General features: G+C 44.8%; 15 protein-coding genes. 4 read left to right on the forward strand and 11 right to left on the reverse strand.

All coding sequences use genetic code 11. The features are described 5' to 3' along the window. Positions 1–7 precede the first annotated feature (7 nt). The 8 genes from A4U59_RS12370 to gnd all read right to left on the reverse strand — a co-directional run bounded on the left by A4U59_RS12370 (position 8) and on the right by gnd (position 7,664). Positions 8–904 (reverse strand): AEC family transporter, encoded by an 897-nt coding sequence (locus A4U59_RS12370; RefSeq protein ID WP_070120892.1) that lies wholly within the window; start codon positions 902–904, stop codon positions 8–10. A gap of 8 nt (positions 905–912) precedes the next feature. Next, complete coding sequence (gene dgoD / locus A4U59_RS12375; protein ID WP_070120893.1) at positions 913–2,061, reverse strand: galactonate dehydratase; 1,149 nt, start codon at positions 2,059–2,061, stop codon at positions 913–915. Between the two features lie 13 nt (positions 2,062–2,074). Then, positions 2,075–2,722, reverse strand: a complete 648-nt coding sequence (locus A4U59_RS12380) for a bifunctional 4-hydroxy-2-oxoglutarate aldolase/2-dehydro-3-deoxy-phosphogluconate aldolase (protein WP_070120894.1) — start codon at positions 2,720–2,722, stop codon at positions 2,075–2,077. Between the two features lie 25 nt (positions 2,723–2,747). After that, entirely contained in the window at positions 2,748–3,713 is a 966-nt protein-coding gene (locus A4U59_RS12385) for a sugar kinase (RefSeq protein ID WP_070120895.1), read from the reverse strand. 26 nt (positions 3,714–3,739) lie between these two features. After that, positions 3,740–5,020 (reverse strand): TRAP transporter large permease, encoded by a 1,281-nt coding sequence (locus A4U59_RS12390; RefSeq protein WP_070120896.1) that lies wholly within the window; start codon positions 5,018–5,020, stop codon positions 3,740–3,742. Between the two features lie 18 nt (positions 5,021–5,038). Continuing rightward, the gene (locus A4U59_RS12395) at positions 5,039–5,569 is read right to left on the reverse strand and encodes a TRAP transporter small permease (RefSeq protein ID WP_070120897.1); all 531 of its coding nucleotides are present in this window, start codon (positions 5,567–5,569) and stop codon (positions 5,039–5,041) included. Between the two features lie 104 nt (positions 5,570–5,673). After that, a complete protein-coding gene (locus A4U59_RS12400; RefSeq protein ID WP_070120898.1) occupies positions 5,674–6,729 on the reverse strand; it encodes a TRAP transporter substrate-binding protein in 1,056 nt (351 codons plus the stop codon). 38 nt (positions 6,730–6,767) lie between these two features. Next, positions 6,768–7,664 (reverse strand): phosphogluconate dehydrogenase (NAD(+)-dependent, decarboxylating), encoded by an 897-nt coding sequence (gnd, locus tag A4U59_RS12405; protein WP_070120899.1) that lies wholly within the window; start codon positions 7,662–7,664, stop codon positions 6,768–6,770. Positions 7,665–7,949: 285 nt separating this feature from the next. Here gnd and A4U59_RS12410 point away from each other — a divergent pair, with 285 nt between their 5' ends. The 3 genes from A4U59_RS12410 (at position 7,950) to A4U59_RS12420 (ending at position 11,263) form a co-directional block, all read left to right on the forward strand. Further along, a complete protein-coding gene (locus A4U59_RS12410; protein ID WP_070120900.1) occupies positions 7,950–8,807 on the forward strand; it encodes a MurR/RpiR family transcriptional regulator in 858 nt (285 codons plus the stop codon). An 18-nt stretch (positions 8,808–8,825) separates the two neighbouring features. Then, complete coding sequence (locus tag A4U59_RS12415) at positions 8,826–10,340, forward strand: gluconokinase (RefSeq protein ID WP_070120901.1); 1,515 nt, start codon at positions 8,826–8,828, stop codon at positions 10,338–10,340. Positions 10,341–10,807: 467 nt separating this feature from the next. Further along, positions 10,808–11,263: a GNAT family N-acetyltransferase gene (locus A4U59_RS12420; protein WP_070120902.1), complete on the forward strand. Its 456-nt coding sequence runs from the start codon at positions 10,808–10,810 to the stop codon at positions 11,261–11,263. 150 nt (positions 11,264–11,413) lie between these two features. On the opposite strand, the gene A4U59_RS12425 is transcribed toward A4U59_RS12420, so the two are convergent. Genes A4U59_RS12425 through A4U59_RS12435 form a run of 3 tightly spaced genes read right to left on the reverse strand, consistent with a single transcriptional unit; the run spans position 11,414 to position 13,368 of the window. Further along, positions 11,414–11,593 carry a hypothetical protein gene (locus A4U59_RS12425; RefSeq protein ID WP_070120903.1) on the reverse strand — a complete coding sequence of 60 codons (180 nt, stop codon included), beginning with the start codon at positions 11,591–11,593 and terminating at the stop codon, positions 11,414–11,416. Continuing rightward, positions 11,578–12,264: an HAD family hydrolase gene (locus A4U59_RS12430; protein ID WP_245680551.1), complete on the reverse strand. Its 687-nt coding sequence runs from the start codon at positions 12,262–12,264 to the stop codon at positions 11,578–11,580. Before A4U59_RS12430 ends, A4U59_RS12425 begins: the two co-directional genes overlap by 16 nt. 48 nt (positions 12,265–12,312) lie before the next feature. Continuing rightward, a complete protein-coding gene (locus tag A4U59_RS12435) occupies positions 12,313–13,368 on the reverse strand; it encodes a GGDEF domain-containing protein (protein WP_070120905.1) in 1,056 nt (351 codons plus the stop codon). Between the two features lie 264 nt (positions 13,369–13,632). Here A4U59_RS12435 and A4U59_RS12440 point away from each other — a divergent pair, with 264 nt between their 5' ends. After that, complete coding sequence (locus A4U59_RS12440; RefSeq protein ID WP_070120906.1) at positions 13,633–14,223, forward strand: RQC-minor-1 family DNA-binding protein; 591 nt, start codon at positions 13,633–13,635, stop codon at positions 14,221–14,223. Positions 14,224–14,337: the final 114 nt, after the last annotated feature.

A 14,337-nucleotide genomic window follows, 5' to 3' on the forward strand; every position in this document is an offset into this window, starting at 1 on the left:
TCTTTTATTATCCCATGATGCCTAAAAGGAGTGTAATCGTCACGATACTCACTAATGTCGTAATTAACGTAATACTAGAAACAAGATCAGGCTCGGAATCATATTGCACGGCGAACATCGTCGTCGTTGCTGCCGACGGCATCGCAGCTGAAACGATCAGCACTTTTTCAAGCAGCGGGTCCATCGGGAAAAATTGGATGATGATATAGGCAATGACAGGCGAAAGGAAAAGCCGGGTAATGGTTCCAAACGTTATTTTTGACCATTGCAGGTTTTTTAACTGGATTTCAGCCAGCTGCATGCCAAGGATCAGCATCACCATCGGGATGGCAGCTTTGGCAACCAGTTCGATCGCTGACATGATATTGGCAGGCATGCCAATATCAAAAACGTTCATGATTAAGGCAATAATTGTCGCATAGGTCGGCGGCATTTGCATCACCGTCTTCAGGGCGAGTTTGACACCTGCTCCGCCCCGTGCGGCATAGTAAATGCCAAAGAAATTCATGATGATCGCCTGCAGGACAAGAAATGATACCGAATAGTCGAATCCTCTCTGCCCATAGGCGAATAAGATGATCGGGGAACCGAAATTGCCGGCATTCATAAACGCTGTCGATAAGATCAGCCCGCTTTCCACCGATTCCGAATAACGCATGATTTTGCTGTAGACTGTAACGATAATCAAAATCACAGCCAGCAAAATCAGTGCGAAAATGACCATATTCAAGTAATCCCTGTTCAGATCTGCTTTATAGAAAGTCGGAAAAACGAGTGCCGGTGTCAGAATGTAAATAGCCACAGTTGAAACAGATCGAATATCGATCCGTTTCCACTTCTGCAGCCCGAATGCCGCCGCGAAGATTAACAATACGGGCAGCACCACTTCTATGAAAATAGTCATTTAAAAGACTACCATTCAGCAACGGTTCCATCTTTGTGCCGCCACACCGGATTCCGCCAGCGGTGTGCGGTTTCGGCCTGCTTACGGACATATTCTTCATCGATGGAAACACCGAGGCCCGGCCCTTTCAAGTTTTCTACATACCCTTCTTTGTAATCAAACACCGACTTGTCTGTTAAGTAATCTAATAGATCACTGCCCTGGTTGTAATGAATGCCGAGGCTTTGCTCCTGAATGAATACGTTATGTGATGTCGCATCCACCTGCAGGCAGGATGCAAGCGCAATCGGACCCAGAGGACAATGCGGCGCTACTGCAACATCATAGGCTTCCGCCATTCCAAAAATCTTTTTAGACTCCGTAATGCCCCCGGCGTGGGAAAGATCCGGCTGGATGATGTCAACATAACCGTCTTCCAGCACTTTTTTGAAGTCCCAGCGTGAATACATCCTTTCACCTGTTGCGATCGGAATGTTCGTAATACGGGCAATATCCCTCAGCGCTTCGTTATTTTCAGGCAGGACCGGTTCTTCGATGAACATCGGCCGGAATGGTTCCAGTTCTTTTGCAAGTATTTTTGCCATCGGCTTATGTACACGGCCGTGAAAATCGATGCCGATTCCAAAATCGTCTCCAACCGCTTCCCTTACTGCAGCAATTCGGGCAATCGCTTCATCCACTTTTTTGTGTGAATCAATATACTGCAGTTCTTCCGTTCCATTCATTTTAACCGCCGTAAAGCCGGCTTCTTTTGCTTTTCTGGCTGCAAGCCCGACATCAGACGGGCGGTCTCCGCCAATCCAGGAATAAACCCTTACAGTATCCCGGCAGGCGCCTCCCATCAATTCATGGACAGGAGCGTTGTAAAACTTTCCTTTGATATCCCAAAGTGCCTGGTCGATTCCCGCTATTGCACTCATATGGATGGGGCCGCCGCGATAAAAACCGCCGCGGTACATGACCTGCCAGTGATCCTCGATGCGAAGCGGATCCTTGCCGATCAAATAATCGCTCAGTTCATCCACTGCCGCTCTTACGGTTTCCGCCCTGCCCTCTATGACCGGTTCACCCCAGCCGAACAGGCCTTCATCGGTTTCTATTTTCAGAAACAGCCACCGTGGCGGCACAACGAAGGTTTCGAGTTTCGTGATTTTCATCGTTATCCTCCTTTTACCGGGCTCTGCCCCGCTTGATTGCTGCCGTAAACTGTCTTGCGATTTCTGTTAGTTTGCCGTAGTCTCCCTGTTCGATTGCCTTCTTATCAACAAGAGAACCGCCGGCACCGAGCGCAACTGCACCGCTGCGGATGAAATGCTCCGCATTATCAGCCGAGACGCCGCCTGTCGGCATCATCGGAATATGGCCGAGCGGGCCTTGAAGGTTCTTAATGTAATTTTCCCCCAGTGAATCAGCCGGAAAAATTTTCAATAGATCGGCACCGGCCGCATACGCACTCACGATTTCAGTCGGCGTCAGCACACCCGGGATTGAAATCCTGCCATACTGATTGGTCACACGGATCGTTTCCTCATCGAAGTTGGGGGAAAAGACAAAATCCGAACCTGCGTCAATGGCCGTTTTCGCTGTGATCGCATCAAGAACTGTACCGGCACCGACAAGCACTCTGTTCCCATATTCTTTTTTGATGCTGCGGATCATGTCAAAAGCACCCGGTGTATCGGCTGTTATTTCCAGAGCACCGACACCGCCGTCAACCAGTGCTTCCGCAATCCCATTGATCTGGCTCGCTTTCGGCCTGCGAATGACCGCTACAAGGCCTGATTCTTTTATTTTTTCAAGGTTTGCCCACTTATTCATCAATCGTACCTCCTTGCGGTGCTATTTATCTGATGACATCTCTTTCATTTCCATCCTGGTTCATGTATGCTTCCACTTCATCTTCACGGGGCAAGCCTTCAACATCGCCGGGAATACCCACAACGATTGCTCCGATTGCATTGGCGCGTTTAACGGCTCGGTCAATCGGCTCATTTCTGAGAATTCCGCTTATGATGCCTGCCGCAAAGCCGTCCCCTGCTCCGACAGGGTCGACGACTTGCTTAACAGGATAGCCGGACACGTAACCGGATCCCTGCGGCGTTTTATAAAAAGCACCCTTTTTACCGAGCTTGATGACAATCGTTTTTTCTGTACCGCCTGCAAGGATATCGGCTATTTCTTCAGGCGTTTCTTTCCCTGTCATGAATTGCCCTTCATCCAGGCCGGGAAGGATTACGTCTGCTTTTCCGGCCATTTCCAGAAATGTTTGCCTGGCAGTTTCAGCGTCCCAGAGCTTCAAACGGAGATTCGGATCAAATACAACCTTCACACCATGTTTTTTTGCAATATCAATTGCCTTGAAAACCGCCTCTTTGCAAAAACTGCTGAGAGCGGGTGTTATGCCGGTCAAATGAAGGATTTTGGCATTTGCAATATATTCTTCATCCAGGTCTTCAGGCCCGAGTAAGCTGGCAGCGGAATTTTTCCTGTAATAATACACATTGATGTTTTCCGGAGAGCGCTTTTCTTTAAAGAATACGCCTGTCGGAGCCTCGTCTGTAAAAAGGCAGGAAGATGTATCAACACCTTCCCCGCGTATGAAATGCAACAGATATCTTCCGAAAGGATCGTTTCCAAGTTTGCTGAACCAGCCGACTCTGTGACCGAGACGCTGGAGGCCGATCGCAACATTCGATTCGGCCCCGCCAAGCTGTTTATTGAACCCCGGCACATATTCAAGCGGCAGCATCTGATCGGGCGTAAACAGCACCATTGTTTCTCCGAACGTTACAACATCTAATCCTTTCATTTCTGAACACCTGCTTTACTGGTAATCTATTGGCCGAAGCTCAATAGGAACATCGTGAGCTGCGGAATGAATGTAATCAAGAGCAACGTGAACACCATTGCTACAAAATACGGAACAATCGATTTGGATAATGTTTCGATCGATAATCCCGAAATTCCTGACGCGACGAAGAGGTTAACTCCGAGCGGTGGTGTAATGAATCCGATCGCAAGGTTGACGACCATGATAATACCGAAATGGATCGGATCATAACCAAGCTGGATGCCGATCGGCAGCAAAATTGGTGTCAGGATAATAATTGCTGCAAGTGTGTCCATGAACATACCTACAAAAAGGAGCAGCAATGTGATAAGCAAGATAATGACAATGGAATTATCAGAGATGGACATCATTGCCGTTGCGACTTTATTCGGAATCTGTTCAATTGTAAGGAAGCGGCCGAACGCCGTAGCGGTGCCAACGATGATCAACACTGTTGCAGTCGTTAAGGCCGAATCGGCGAACACTTTCGGGAGATCGCGGATGGTGAGCTCTTTGTAAAGTACCAGACCTGCAAAAAGGCCATAGACAACGGCAATAACTGCGGCTTCTGTCGGTGTGAAGAATCCTCCGTAAATACCGCCGAGAATGATGACCGGAATCAAGAGCGCCCATTTGGCAGCCCAAAATGACTGGCCGATTTTCTTAAGGGAAGTCGGCTCATCCAGCCCTTTGAAACCTTTTTTCTTCGAATACAAGTAGGCCCAGACCATCATCGCAAGACCGACAAGGATACCAGGGATAATGCCGCCGATGAACATGTCACCGATTGACGTACTGCCGACTACACCATAGATGACCATCGGAATACTCGGCGGAATGATGACACCGATTGATCCAGCTGCCGCGACGGTAACTGTCGCGAACTTTTTGTCATAACCGTTTCGTACCATCGCAGGAATCATAATTCCTCCGATAGCGGCAACAGTAGCCGGGCCAGAGCCGGAAATAGCTGCGAAAAACATACATGTAATAATGGTAGCGATTGCAAAACCGCCTGTTTTATTTCCGACAAGTGAGTTTGCAAAGTTAAAGAGACGTTCTGATATTCCGCCCTTCCCCATAATTTCACCAGCAAGGATAAAGAACGGGACCGCCATTAGCGGAAATGAGTCAACTGATGTAACCAGTTCCTTCATTAAGAATTCGATCGGCAAAGAGCCCGAATAATAAATCGTTACAAGAGTTGCCAGTCCAAGTGATATTCCAATTGGAACGCTTAACAACAAAAACAGGGCAAAGCTGCCAAATAACACTCCAGCCGTCATGATGTAAACCCTCCTACGTTATTCATTTGGATTTTCCTTTACTCGTTCAGCTTCTGTTTCAATATGGGCGCGGTCCGGGTTGCGAAGACCTTCGATCAGGATAATAAGATTCTGGATCAAACGGATGACCGTAAGCCCCATTCCAATCGGAGTCGCCATATAGACAAGGCCCATCGGAATATGAAGAGCCGGGGATTGCTGGCCGAATGCCAATAACTTTGTTGCAATTTGATATCCATAATTGATGACAAAAATCGCGAAAATCAGGAACAGGATGTTTGCGAATATTGTCAGGATAATCCGGCCCCGTTCTTTTAATAGGACCAACATGACATCAACCTTGATATGACGCTGTTTTTTCACACCATAGCTGATTCCGATATATACGAGCCAGATGAATGCATACCTTGCAAGCTCTTCAGACCATGACAGCGAGTTATCCATCAACCGCATGATGACTTGCAAGAAGATGACAGAAACCATAACGGTCGTGAACAGGACAAGCAAAACCTCTTCAAAATATCGATCAAGCCATCTAATCGTTTTCATGACAATCTCCTTTTCACATTTGATACGACTATTTTAAATGAGAAAAGACTTTGAAGAATGGTACCCGCCTCCAAAGCCTTTTCTTCTCTTTAGTTTTTCAACTATTATTTAGATGCCTCTTCTACCGCATCATAGACTTCCTGTACGACATCTTTACCGATTTTTTCTGCATATTTATCAATGACCGGCTTTACCAATTCTTTCATTTCTTCATGGCCTTCTGCAGGGATTTCAGTATATGTCATGCCTTCTGCCTGAAGATCTTCAAGATATTTGTTGTTCGCTTCACGATTCAGTTCACGCTCATACTGACCAGCTTCAACAGCAGCCTCTTTAACGATTGTTTGCTGTTCTTCAGTCAAGCCGTCATAGAACGATTTGCTCATCAAGAATACGAATGGGCTGTAGATATGCTGAGTATTGGATACATGATCCTGTACTTCATAGAACTTTTGCAGATAAATTGTCGCATACGGGTTTTCCTGGCCATCAACAGTACCTTGCTGCATAGCAGTGAAAAGTTCAGTAAATGCCATTGGAGTCGGGTTCGCACCAAGCGCACGGAATGCTTCAAGGTGAAGATCGTTTTCCATTGTACGAAGCTTCAAGCCTTCGAAATCTTTTGCAGAGGCAATGGCACGCTCACTGTTTGTTACGTTACGGAATCCATTTTCCCAGTATGCAAGACCCATAAGATCCTGGTCTTCAAGCTTCTTAAGAAATTTCTGGCCAACTTCGCCATCAAGGACTTTGTCAGCCACTTCTTCGTTCGGGAATAAGAACGGGAAGTCAAACACGCTGAATTCAGGGACAAAGTTTGCAAGCGGCGCAGTTGAAGGAATTGTAACTTCCTGGGAACCAAGCTGCAATGCTTCTGTCATTGTGCGGTCATCGCCAAGCTGTCCGCTGTGGTACGTTTCAACAGTGATTGCACCATCTGTTTTTTCTTCAACGATTTCTTTAAACTTCAATAGACCTTTATATTGCGGGTGCTGATCATTAAGACCAATTCCGGCACGGATTGTTTTTGATTCTTCGCTGCCGCTGTCGCCGCCTCCGTCGCCGTTTCCTGAAGAAGAGCTTTCTTCAGTCCCTCCTCCGCATGCTGCAAGAGCAGCAATCATCATTACAGCTACCAACAATGATAATATCTTTTTCATTTTTTTATATCCCCCTTTTTATTTTTAACTAGCTATTGCTAGCTTTTAACTACCTCATGGCCGCCAAACTCATTTCGCAAAGCTGCTACCACCTTGCCAGTGAATGTATCATCCTCCTGGGAGCGGTAACGCATCATGAGCGAAAGCGCAATCACCGGTGCGGCTGTTTCCAGATCTAGAGCTGTTTCAACTGTCCACTTGCCTTCTCCGGAAGAATTCATAACTCCCTTAATTCCGGAAAGCTTCGGATCTTTTGAGAAAGCATTTTCAGTCAGCTCCATCAGCCAGGAACGGATGACCGATCCGTTGTTCCAGACTTTTGCAACCCCTTCATAATCGTAATCGAATTGGCTTTTTTCAAGGATGTCAAACCCTTCTGCAACAGCTTGCATCATGCCGTATTCAATTCCGTTATGTACCATTTTTAAAAAATGGCCGCTTCCTAATGGACCTGAATAAAAGTAACCGTTTTCAATTGTGACGTCTTTAAACAAAGGTTCAATGGTTTTGAACATATCGGCATTTCCGCCGATCATGGTGCATGCACCATGCCGTGCTCCCTCTGTTCCGCCGCTTGTCCCACAATCAAAAAAGTGGATCCCCTGTTCTTCCATCATCTGTCCTCGTCGAAGCGAGTCTTTGTAATTGGAATTTCCGCCATCAATCACAATGTCTCCAGCTTCTAAATGCTCCCCTAATTGGGAAAGCACATGTTCCGTTGGTTCGCCAGCCGGAATCATCAGCCAGATGATACGCGGTTTTTCTAGTTGCTGCACGACTTCTTCAATAGAGAACGCTCCTAATGCACCTTCCTCAGAAATCTTTCTGATCTGGTCCTCATTGACGTCGTTCGCGACAACTGTATGCCCGTGGTCCAACAGGTTCAACGCAAGGTTGTAACCCATTTTTCCAAGGCCGATCATCGCAACCTTCATCTTTGTAACCCCTTTCAACCCTGTCCGACAAGTGAAAAAAATTTTCTTACAAGGCTCATTATACATCAATTTCTTTTCTTTGCAATAGTTGCCATGAAAGTTATTTTTTTCTCTAAAATTAGGGTATAATAGCTGTAAATCCTTGATTTTAGAGGTAAAATAGTAGTGAAGTCGCAAAGCGAATAATTGAATAAAATGTGAAGGATTATTTTTCATGAAAAAAAATTTCTTCATAAATGGAACCGTTTTTATATGTCTAATAAAGGAAAAAAGGAGGTTATATTCATGTCATCCACTAACCATACACTGAATCGGATCCAGTCGTCCTACCCGCAATTCAGTGAAAAGGAAAAGCTGGTTGCCGATTACATAGTAAATAATCCTGATAAAATCATCCACAGTTCAATCAGCCAGGCAGCAGATGATCTCGGGGTCTCGGATGCGACCGTGTTTCGTTTTTGCCGTACAGTCGGTTACAAAGGATATCAGGCCCTTAAGATTGCACTGGCATCCGAAATTCGGATGAGTTCCCCGATGACAGATATCCATGAAAAAATCAGCGCGGAAGATGATGAGAAAACGATTGCGGCAAAAGTATTCCAATCCAATATCCGCACGCTTGAGGACACGATGCAGATCATTGACGGCAAACAGCTTAAAAAAGCGATCGATGCCCTTGTGAATGCCAGAAAAATAGAACTGTACGGAAACGGCGGCTCCGGGGTTGTTGCCATGGATGGTCACCACAAACTACTGCGGATCGGCATCCCATCTGTTGCTTATACAGACAGCCATCTGCAAATCATGAGTGCTTCACAGCTTTCACCGGAAGATGTCGTCATCCTGATATCCCATTCGGGGGCAAGCAAAGATATATTGGAAGTACTTGAAGTAATCAAGAAAAATGGGGCTACCTCAATCGGGATTACGAATTTCGCCAGGTCTCCGCTGAGCAAAAGTGTGGATATTCCGCTTTTCACCGTATCTCAAGAAACGGAGTACCGTCCCGAGGCTTCCGCTTCACGCCTTGCCCAGCTCAGTATTCTGGATGCCCTTTATGTTAATGTAAGCGTAAAACTGAATGACAAAATGAAAGCGCCGCTCCAAAAAATGCGGAGCGCGATCTCGTTAAAACGAGTATAAGAGAAAGGTGAGTCTACATTGGGAAAACAGTATATAATCGGCCTTGATATCGGCACCACAAGCGTAAAAGTTGTCCTGTTTGACCTGGACGGCCGTGTCAAAGCAGAAGCTGAAACTGCATATCCCCTTTATTATCCGCAGCCGGCATGGGTGGAACAAAATCCGGCTGAAATTGAAGAAGCAGCGATTTCCACAATCCGTACTGTGGCAGAAGATGCTTCCCTTTCATCAGGTGAACTGCTTGGAATCGGTCTATCCAGCGCGATGCACTCCCTGATTTGCTGTGATAAAGAGGGGATCCCGCTCTCAAACTCCATCACATGGGCCGACGGCAGAAGCACCAAACAGGCTGAAGCATTGAAGACAAGTACAGCCGGAACAGATATATACCTGCGAACAGGTACGCCAATTCATCCGATGTCTCCGCTTCCTAAGCTCATATGGATGAAAGAAAACAAGTTTGAAGCCTATGAAAAGGCTGATTGGTTCTTCTCCATCAAAGAATACTTACTATACAGATGGTTTGGCGAAGCCATTGTCGACTATTCAGTTGCAGCCGCAACGGGAATGTTCAATTTAAGGAAACTCGATTGGGATGAAGCTGCACTCGAACTTGCCGGCATTACAAAAGAACAGCTCGGGAAACCAGTCCCCCCTACCGAAATCCGGCGCGGACTGTCCGATGATGTTGCCGAAAAAATGGGCATTTCCCCCGATACGCCATTTGTCTTAGCTGGAAGTGACGGACCACTCGCCAATCTCGGTATCGGTGCGATTCAGCCTGGTGAGACCGCAATCACAATCGGAACAAGCGGAGCCATCAGGCAATTTGGCACAAGCCCCGAAACCGACGCACTGCAGCAGACGTTCTGCTATTCTTTTTCGGAAGAATTGTCGATTTTGGGCGGACCGATTAACAATGGCGGACTCGTCCTAAATTGGGCAAAGGAACTATTTCATGGTAAGGATCTTTCGTTTGAGGATCTTTCCGTTTTGGCATCAAAGGTGCCGCCCGGTGCTGCCGGACTGCTCTTCCACCCATACTTGAACGGGGAACGGGCCCCTATCTGGAATGCAGATGCGCGCGGAAGCTTTTTCGGAGTGAATGCCACCCATAAGAAGGAACATTTTATGCGGGCGGCAATGGAAGGAGTCATTTTCAGCATCTATCACGTTGGCGAAGCACTCAGCAGACTTGCGGGCCCACCGGCAAAAATCTATGCAAGCGGAGGTTTCGCCAGATCACACGTGTGGCTGCAAATCCTGGCCGATATCTTTAACAAAGAGGTCCATGTACCGATCAGTCATCAAAGCTCGGCCTGGGGCGCCGCATGGACAGCACTTGTTGCAATCGGAGCTGTTGACAGCTTCGATTCGATTAAAAGCTCTATTCCTATGAAAGAAACGGTAACGCCAAATGGTGAAAATCATGAGCGTTATGCTGAGCTTTATCAGATTTATAAAGGGCTGGCTGATGCAATGAGCCCATATTATTCAGCTATTTCGGATTTTCAGAAACGGACGGAAAGTTGATTTTGTTTTAAAAAGGAGGCGCATAACCGCACCTCCTTTTTTCATTACTGTTATAAATCCTCCAAAATATTTTAAGCCTAACGAGACTGGTAAATAACACACCAAAATAGCAGTCCAATTAGCCATAGAATTGGACTGCTTATTTTAATTGATACAAAGGGATTTATTACTAAAACAAATACGTAGGAATTAACACCCCATTTAGCAAAATGACACAACCTATTGTCACTTATCGGATTAGTATGTCAAAAAGAGTGATAAATCCATTGTTTATTTTTGATTTTTATTTGTTCTACTAACGGAGCAGTAATCTTTAATAAGGATTATGGATTTATATGGTAAAATCTATATAAAGTAGGCGTTCATTATGACAAACAAAAGAATTTATATTATTAATGACTACAAGGGGATAACGACTAATTAACAAAGTTGTTTAGCGTTTCCCCAAATTTTGAAAGGGGAAAATTATGAGTACAGAAAATGTAAAAATCGTAGAATTAAATGCAGAAAACTGGTACGAATGTTGTGAGTTAGAGGTATCAACAGAACAAAAAGAATACATGGAGCCAAATGCTATATCAATAGCTCAGTCAAAGTTTGAGCCTACATTAAAGCCATATGCTATTTATGCTGAAGATAAGATAGTTGGCTTTTTGATGTACAATTCTGTTCAAGAAGAACTTGATGGTTATTGGGTATATAGAATAATGGTGGATAAGGAATTCCAAGGCAAGGGTATAGGTAAAGCTGCAACTAAGTTAATGATTACAGAAATGTCTAAATTACCTAATGCAAAAAAAATTGTTGTGGGTTATCATCCTGAAAATTTAGGAGCGCATAATTTATACTCGAGTTTGGGATTTATTGATAATGGTGATAGGTTCGGTAAGGAAATGGCAGTTATAAAAAATGTAACCGAGTGATAGGTCGATAGAATATTTTAATAAGGGAGGACCATTCTTGGGTTCTTTCTTATTGTGTTAACGGAAGCGTCAGTTGAATAAGAGATCATTCAATTCATAACAAAAGGAGCTTGGTTTCCAAGCTCCTTTTTATTATGCTGTTTTCGCTGTTTAGCTGTCAATTGCAGTGCCAATTCCTAACCATTTTATTTTATTACTTACTAATACAATCCCTAAACGGCCGGACTCATATTCCAGCTCTTCCTGGTAAAGTGGCATTACAGGAATTTGACAAAATTCAACATAACCCGGGAAATAACTGGCACTTGTCGTTTCTAAAGCACCTCCCACTTACGCTCCTCCGCAACCTGCAAAAGGCGCGGCTCCGGCTTCACCGCAACAGGATTCCCCACCAATTCCAGGACATCCAGATCCGAATAGCTGTCCCCGTATGCAAAACTGTTCTTCCAGTCTACTTCGGAATCGGCAAGCTGCACGACAATTTTCTCCGTTTTCCGGGCACCGTGTACATGGTTTACAGGTGTGCGCTTATCCAATTGCTCATTTTCATACGGAATACGGGTCCCGACAATATAGTCAACGTTCACATTCTTTGTAACAGAATGTAAAAGGGGCTCGAATGCTCCGGAAACCAGCATGATGTAATAGCCCTCCCTCCTGTGCTGTTCAAGCCTGTCCAGCACCGGTTCACTCAGTTTCTCGCTCATCGCATCTCCCAGCTCGGCAAAAAATTGCTCGATTTCCGCTTTAAGGGCGGTGCCGAAAGAAGAGATATAGGAGCGCATCGACAGTTCTTTCATTTTCTGCTCAGGGTAAAGCTTGCACTTATATGCCACATACCCCGGTAAAATCCGTGACATGAATAGGCGGTATTTTTTGCTATGTAAAGGGTGGGTTTTTAAGTGGCTCATCATCAATGGGAATGTTTCTTCAGGAAATAACGTTCCGTCAAAGTCGAAGATTGCGACTTTCATATAAACTTCCTTTCCATTCATTTTCATGAAATATTCTGATTTCTATATCTATTATATCATTATTTGATATTCCCATCACAAAACAACAACGCAATCTTTCCCTTGATTCTTTCCGATGATCAACGCCTTATCCGCCTTCTTAATATACTCAGAAGCATCCAAGGCCGGATCGTTATACTCTGTCATCCCGAATGTGAGGGAAATACTCAAATCGATGCCCTGGTAATGAAATGTCTCTTTATCCAGGTTTGCTCTGATTCGTTCAATCATACGATACGCTTCATTCTGATCTGTCTCATGGAGGACAATCAAGAATTCCTCCCCGCCCCATCGGGCAATATAATCGTTTTTCCTGAGAGAACTTTTTAAAAAAGAAGAGCATTCCTTCAAAACAAAATCGCCGCAATCATGTCCGAAGGAATCATTAATAGATTTGAAGTCATCAATATCAGCGAGAATGAGCGTGTGAGGCTTTTGAAACTTTTTAAGATGCTCCGCTTCTTCATTAATGATGGCAAACATGCTTCTGCGATTTAAGAGATTGGTCAACATATCGGTATTGGCAAGAACCTCAAGCTCCTTATTAAGTTCAACAAGATTATCTTCAGCTGAAACGGTCACGGTACGAAAAAAGTGAGTGGCGATTGCAAGAGTAAGGAAGAGCGTGACAATATTCATTAGATGAAGGCCGTTTAAAACGGTTGATTCCAACTGGATAAAAGGCGTTCTGAATAGCAAAGATAAGGCAGCAAATACAGCCGTATCGATGATAAGGATGAAAGACTTCAAAATCAAGCGAGGTTGCGGGGCAATGAAGGTGACGATAATCGCATCCAGGATGAAATACTGAAACCCTGAATTTGATCCGAGTGTATAAACGGCAAGCGAGGCATAAATCACGATTTCGAGATGACCGATCAATAATGCCGTGGAAGTATGACTCTTTTTATTAAGGTGATATCCCACAAGATAAGCCAGTGAACTGGCAAGATTGAGATAACCCATCATCCCGGCATTCAGCCAGAAAAACAAAAACGCCCATGCGAAATGAATCACAAATCCAAGCTGCATACATTTATCTATAATAAAATGGAAGTGATTATTTTCATATGAAGTGGAGCTATCTGCCATAACGAACCCCCCCTTTATGTACTCTGCATTGTGACAATTATCATAGTTAAATTTTACCACAGTAAAGCGCATTGAGTTTGTTTTTTTGCATGTTTTTTACTGAAGCACTTCCAGAAAAACCGGTGCCTGTATCCAGCATTTATCCAATCCAGCAGCTGCTGCCAAATCCCGGGTAGCCAATTTCAGTTTCGCGTACAACCGAAGTGACAGCTCGCCCTCCGTTCGTTAAAATAAAGCTTAAGATCATAAACTGGAGGTTGTCTCATGCCAAAAGTAAAACGGGTCCGTTATCAGCTTGATGCAAAAGGAATCAAGTCGTTGCCGATGGAAGAAATGAAAGTGATCTTGCGGGGAGCGGATGAATTAATCATGCAAGGCGGCCGGCACATGCTTGCGAAAATCCTTGCCGGGTCAAAAGACAAAAAAGTCCTCGCCCTCGAACTGGACAAGTGCCCCGTCTACGGTGCCTTCAAAGGAACAAAACAGGCCGACATTCTCGCGAAAATTGACTGGATGATCTTGAGCGACTATTTAGACCTCGAATACGACTACAAATTGCCGCTTCTTGTATTCTCAGACAAAGGCTGGGAAATCGAGCGGGAAACCTATGCGAGTGAGCTGCTTGAGAACCTGATCACGGCTGCTGATAGCGGGGAATTTAAGTTTGTCGAAACATTGAAAGATCGAAACCGCGGCATGATTCTCCTGCTATTGGATAAAGTTGCAGCATCCGGTAAAACGGAACTTATTCCAATTCTTGAGCATTGGAAGACGATTGATTATAAAAAAGTGCGTGCTAAAATCGACCAGGTAATTGACACACTAAAGGGCAACGGGGCAGTTGTTGAACAGTGACTCTCCTCCCTTTTCGTTCCAATAGAATGCAGAACAGATTAAAAAAACCTTGCTTTGTACATGCAGCAAGGTTTTTCCTATGTAATTTCTTTGAAACATTGCGCTGAAACAAAA

Origin of the sequence: Bacillus marinisedimentorum (assembly GCF_001644195.2) — a bacterium.
In the GTDB taxonomy this organism is placed as follows: Bacteria; Bacillota; Bacilli; order Bacillales; family Bacillaceae_O; genus Bacillus_BL; species Bacillus_BL marinisedimentorum.

Coding starts and splice junctions, on each gene's coding strand:
- A4U59_RS12370 (WP_070120892.1), bottom strand. CDS start 904: ATGACTATTTTCATAGAAGTGGTGCTGCCCGTATTGTTAATCTTCGCG.
- dgoD (WP_070120893.1), bottom strand. CDS start 2,061: ATGAAAATCACGAAACTCGAAACCTTCGTTGTGCCGCCACGGTGGCTG.
- A4U59_RS12380 (WP_070120894.1), bottom strand. CDS start 2,722: ATGAATAAGTGGGCAAACCTTGAAAAAATAAAAGAATCAGGCCTTGTA.
- A4U59_RS12385 (WP_070120895.1), bottom strand. CDS start 3,713: ATGAAAGGATTAGATGTTGTAACGTTCGGAGAAACAATGGTGCTGTTT.
- A4U59_RS12390 (WP_070120896.1), bottom strand. CDS start 5,020: ATGACGGCTGGAGTGTTATTTGGCAGCTTTGCCCTGTTTTTGTTGTTA.
- A4U59_RS12395 (WP_070120897.1), bottom strand. CDS start 5,569: ATGAAAACGATTAGATGGCTTGATCGATATTTTGAAGAGGTTTTGCTT.
- A4U59_RS12400 (WP_070120898.1), bottom strand. CDS start 6,729: ATGAAAAAGATATTATCATTGTTGGTAGCTGTAATGATGATTGCTGCT.
- gnd (WP_070120899.1), bottom strand. CDS start 7,664: ATGAAGGTTGCGATGATCGGCCTTGGAAAAATGGGTTACAACCTTGCG.
- A4U59_RS12410 (WP_070120900.1), top strand. CDS start 7,950: ATGTCATCCACTAACCATACACTGAATCGGATCCAGTCGTCCTACCCG.
- A4U59_RS12420 (WP_070120902.1), top strand. CDS start 10,808: ATGAGTACAGAAAATGTAAAAATCGTAGAATTAAATGCAGAAAACTGG.
- A4U59_RS12430 (WP_245680551.1), bottom strand. CDS start 12,264: ATGAAAATGAATGGAAAGGAAGTTTATATGAAAGTCGCAATCTTCGAC.
- A4U59_RS12435 (WP_070120905.1), bottom strand. CDS start 13,368: ATGGCAGATAGCTCCACTTCATATGAAAATAATCACTTCCATTTTATT.
- A4U59_RS12440 (WP_070120906.1), top strand. CDS start 13,633: ATGCCAAAAGTAAAACGGGTCCGTTATCAGCTTGATGCAAAAGGAATC.